Annotated in this window: 5 protein-coding genes; 4 read left to right on the top strand and 1 reads right to left on the bottom strand. The window is 41.1% G+C overall.

Going from position 1 to position 3,457, the window contains the following annotated elements; all coding sequences use genetic code 11:
• Together JCM14374_RS14125 and JCM14374_RS12745 are read left to right on the top strand one after the other, a co-directional pair.
• A partial coding sequence (locus tag JCM14374_RS14125) for a hypothetical protein (protein ID WP_207641637.1) occupies window positions 1-197 on the top strand: 197 nt, incomplete at its 5' end.
• Window positions 198-257: 60 nt separating this feature from the next.
• The gene (locus tag JCM14374_RS12745) at window positions 258-566 is read left to right on the top strand and encodes a hypothetical protein (RefSeq protein ID WP_207641636.1); all 309 of its coding nucleotides are present in this window, start codon (window positions 258-260) and stop codon (window positions 564-566) included.
• 110 nt (window positions 567-676) lie between these two features.
• Here the strand turns inward: JCM14374_RS12745 and JCM14374_RS13225 are convergent, their stop codons facing one another.
• Window positions 677-832 carry an ATP-binding protein gene (locus JCM14374_RS13225; RefSeq protein ID WP_083454101.1) on the bottom strand — a complete coding sequence of 52 codons (156 nt, stop codon included), beginning with the start codon at window positions 830-832 and terminating at the stop codon, window positions 677-679.
• Between the two features lie 325 nt (window positions 833-1,157).
• Here JCM14374_RS13225 and JCM14374_RS12740 point away from each other — a divergent pair, with 325 nt between their 5' ends.
• Together JCM14374_RS12740 and JCM14374_RS12735 are read left to right on the top strand one after the other, a co-directional pair.
• On the top strand, window positions 1,158-2,933 hold the full coding sequence (locus tag JCM14374_RS12740) for a sensor histidine kinase (protein ID WP_157049126.1): 1,776 nt from the start codon (window positions 1,158-1,160) through the stop codon (window positions 2,931-2,933).
• 16 nt (window positions 2,934-2,949) lie between these two features.
• Window positions 2,950-3,457: LytR/AlgR family response regulator transcription factor (locus tag JCM14374_RS12735; protein ID WP_157049125.1), on the top strand; the 508-nt coding region annotated here is incomplete at its 3' end.

Below are 3,457 nucleotides of genomic sequence, written 5' to 3'. Positions count from 1 at the left end.
GACATGGCCTACTGATAGAACTTTTTCAGAAGAGGATTTTCACAACCAAGACACTGCCAATGATATTATTATCCAAATTTATTTTGATGAAATCACTGAAGTATGGAGAAATAAATGTAGGTGCAATGTTGCCGGACTTGAATTGCGCTGTAAAACATATAAAAGGAAAACCGGTACTAAACCGGCTGGAACCTTAACAACAGATTTCGTATGTATTGATAATAAAGGAAATACATGCCAGTATCCTGCTTCTCCATATGAAGAAGGCAAAAAATACACGGGACCCATATTATCCATTAAGTGTTACCAAAGATATCCGTGAGAAAATTCCATTCATTTATGTTGATGTTCTTCGTGATGAAGATGAGTATCGTTTTCCCCGAAGGTTTGTTGAATCGCATTCCTTCCTTTTAAATGCTGTTCTTGACATAATTGGATTCAACGAAAGAGGAAGATTTGGGAGAGATATAATTACCCTCACAGAACTTCCTTATTATGAAGAATTTGAAATTGAGGGTGTCGAGGGGACGGTTCTCTTGACACCTTTTTTGGTCTATACAGTATAATCGGTAAAGTATTTTGGAGAAACTTTGGTCATTAATTTTCCATAGGACTACTGTCTTAGTATAGAGTCTCGATGTTTAAGACGGTAACTATCGCCGGTCAGGTTGAATATCTAACTGTGATGAGCGATTCGATCCAGGATTGCTGTGGTAATAACCGGGTCTCCCATTAATTCTGCCCAGTCTTCAAATCCCTTGTTTGAGGTTATTATGAGGGCGGTCTGTTCATAAAGTGCCGATTTTAGCTGGTTTGGAACATTACGGTAAATATTCTCCGTTTTTAGTGGCCATTTTTTCTCCCTTTTATTTTATCGCTTACAAATAGTAGAGGTTAACCACAACATATAGTGGTTTTGACTGAATTCGGGGCCAAAAAACGGCAAATAAATGACGCTTTTTTGACCCCGAAAAAAAGGGTTAAAATATAGATGACATATTGATTCAAATATAAAATGAGTCATGTTCTATAATTAATTAAAACTGCCATATGGGGTTAAGTATGTGAAATGGATAATAAAAAATAAGGGTATATACAGAGCAATACTGTTTATCATTATTCTTACAACAGCGCTACTTATAGGGGTAATAAGGCTGTTGGACAATGAAAACGAAAGTCCGTCAATCCAGCATGGTGTTCTTGATCTGTCAAACTGGAATGAAAAACAGAACGGTTTGATCAGCCTTTGCGGCGAGTGGGAGTTTTACTGGCAAAAGCTGCTCAGTCATGATGATCTTACTTATGCAAATATCAAGCCTGACCTGCTGTCTAAAGTGCCCGAGGTTTGGAATAATTACAGGATCGATGGTAAAAGCTTACCCGGACAGGGCTACGCGACATATAGACTCCATGTCATTACCGGATTGCCGGCCGGGACGGGCCTGGGCTTAAAAGCCTATTCGTTTTCTAGTGCTTACAGTTTATACATAGACGGTGAACTTGTCGCTGCAAACGGCAAGGTGTCTACCGACCGGAGCGGTGAAACAGGTGAGTACAGGCCTCAAGCGGTCTATTTCAAAACGACTGCAAAGGAATTTGATATAATCGTTCAGGTATCCAATTTTAACTATGCCAGAGGAGGTTTTTGGAATAATCTATATTTAGGAAGTCCCAAAGCGATTGCTCTGTTTAACGACCATTCGACTGCGGAGGAAACCTTTATAATCGGCGTGCTCGTAATCACAGCAGCCTTGTTTCTAACTGTTTTCATTTTAGTAAGATCGCAGAAATATTCACTTTATTTTGCGTTGCTCTGCTTAATCATTGCGATAGTGCTCGATATGGCGGGACAATTTGCATTATTCAGTTACTTTCCGGGAATCAGTCTGAAGCTTGTCATATTTATCTGGTACAGCTCTTTTCTGTGGGTTGCATATTTTGCCTTGCTATATTTTCATGAACTTTACAGGTCCCGATTTTCTCTGATTTCCGTTAGGATATACCCTGTTGTGGCTGCTTTGTTTCAAATTATATTCATATTTACAGATACTGCTTTTTACACACAATATGTCTATTTGCTCGATTATTTTGTCATAACCGGGGCGATATGCTCCCTGATCATTGTCTTAATCGGAGCCAAAAAGAATAATAGGGCCGGCTGGATAAATATCACAAGCATGGGTATCCTGCTTATCTCATATGTACACGATGACCTGTATTGGACTAATATTATTCAAAGCTCTTTCGGCGAAACAATTTATATTGGGCTATTTCTATTTATCTTCCTGCAGATCGTAATTCAGGCAAGGAGGATTCGCGAGTATTACGACCAGAAAGCCGCCGCAGAGCTTGCTTTCCTTCAGGCTCAGATTAAACCGCATTTTTTATATAATGCCATCAATACCTTCGTTTCCATTTCGTGTTATGATGTGGAGCAGGCAAAGAGGCTTTTAATCGATTTCAGCAATTATTTAAGACACAGCTTTGACTTCAAGGATTTGAGCCAGCTTACGCCTTTGAAAAACGAATTAGAGTTTGTCAAGGCCTATCTTGAAATTGAAAAGGCGCGCTTTGAGGAAAGGATAGAAGTCGTTTATTACCTTCCAGACGACGTTGAAACCAGGGTTCCGATTCTGGTGCTTCAGCCTATTGTTGAAAATGCGGTGGTGCACGGGATATTGCCGAAGGATGAAGGAGGGCGTATCGAAATACGCATCGAGCGTGGCGAGACGGCTCTGCATTTTATGGTCAAGGACAACGGCGTCGGCATGGAGCCGGAAACGAAGGACAACATCTTCAGGCGTAAATTCGGAAGCGGCGTCGGCTTGTTGAATATAGATAGCAGATTGAAGAAGCTTTACGGAAAAGGCCTTCAAATAAACAGTACGCAAGGTTATGGGACCGAGATCACATGGTGCATCCCGCTAAAATGACGGAGAGTGAGTAAAAATGATCAACGCAGTGCTGGTGGATGACGAAAGACCCGCGCTACGGATGCTTGAGCATTTGCTGAAAGAATATCCAGAGATTTCAATATCAGGAATGTATACTAGTCCATTGAAAGCCATTAATGAAATTGGACAGATAAGACCTCAGGTTGTATTCCTGGACATCAACATGCCTCAACTGCGCGGGATCGACGCGGCTTCAAGGATACTGGACCTGAGCCCCGACACGGATATTGTTTTTGTAACGGCTTATGACCAATATGCCATAGAAGCTTTTGAACTGAACGCTTTGGATTACCTATTAAAACCATTGAGTACTGAACGTCTGAAAAAAACGGTTGATCGTTTGATAAAAAAGAAGCCTGCCGTTCAGGAAAACGGTAAACGAAAGCTTCAGATAAAATGTCTGGGACGTTTTCAGGTGTCATGGGAAGGCCAGGAACCCATTAAGTGGCGCGCGGAAAAAACAAGAGAGCTCTTTGCTTTTTTGCTTCACAACCATGGCCGGG

The organism is Syntrophomonas palmitatica JCM 14374, from assembly GCF_001311885.1.
Taxonomy (GTDB): domain Bacteria; phylum Bacillota; class Syntrophomonadia; order Syntrophomonadales; family Syntrophomonadaceae; genus Syntrophomonas_A; species Syntrophomonas_A palmitatica.
The sequence above is the reverse complement of the archived record's forward strand: the minus strand, read 5'-3'. Positions and strand labels throughout refer to the sequence as shown.

Excerpts from the sequence above, each read along its gene's own strand:
- JCM14374_RS12745 (WP_207641636.1), top strand. The coding sequence starts at position 258 with ATGAAGAAGGCAAAAAATACACGGGACCCATATTATCCATTAAGTGTT.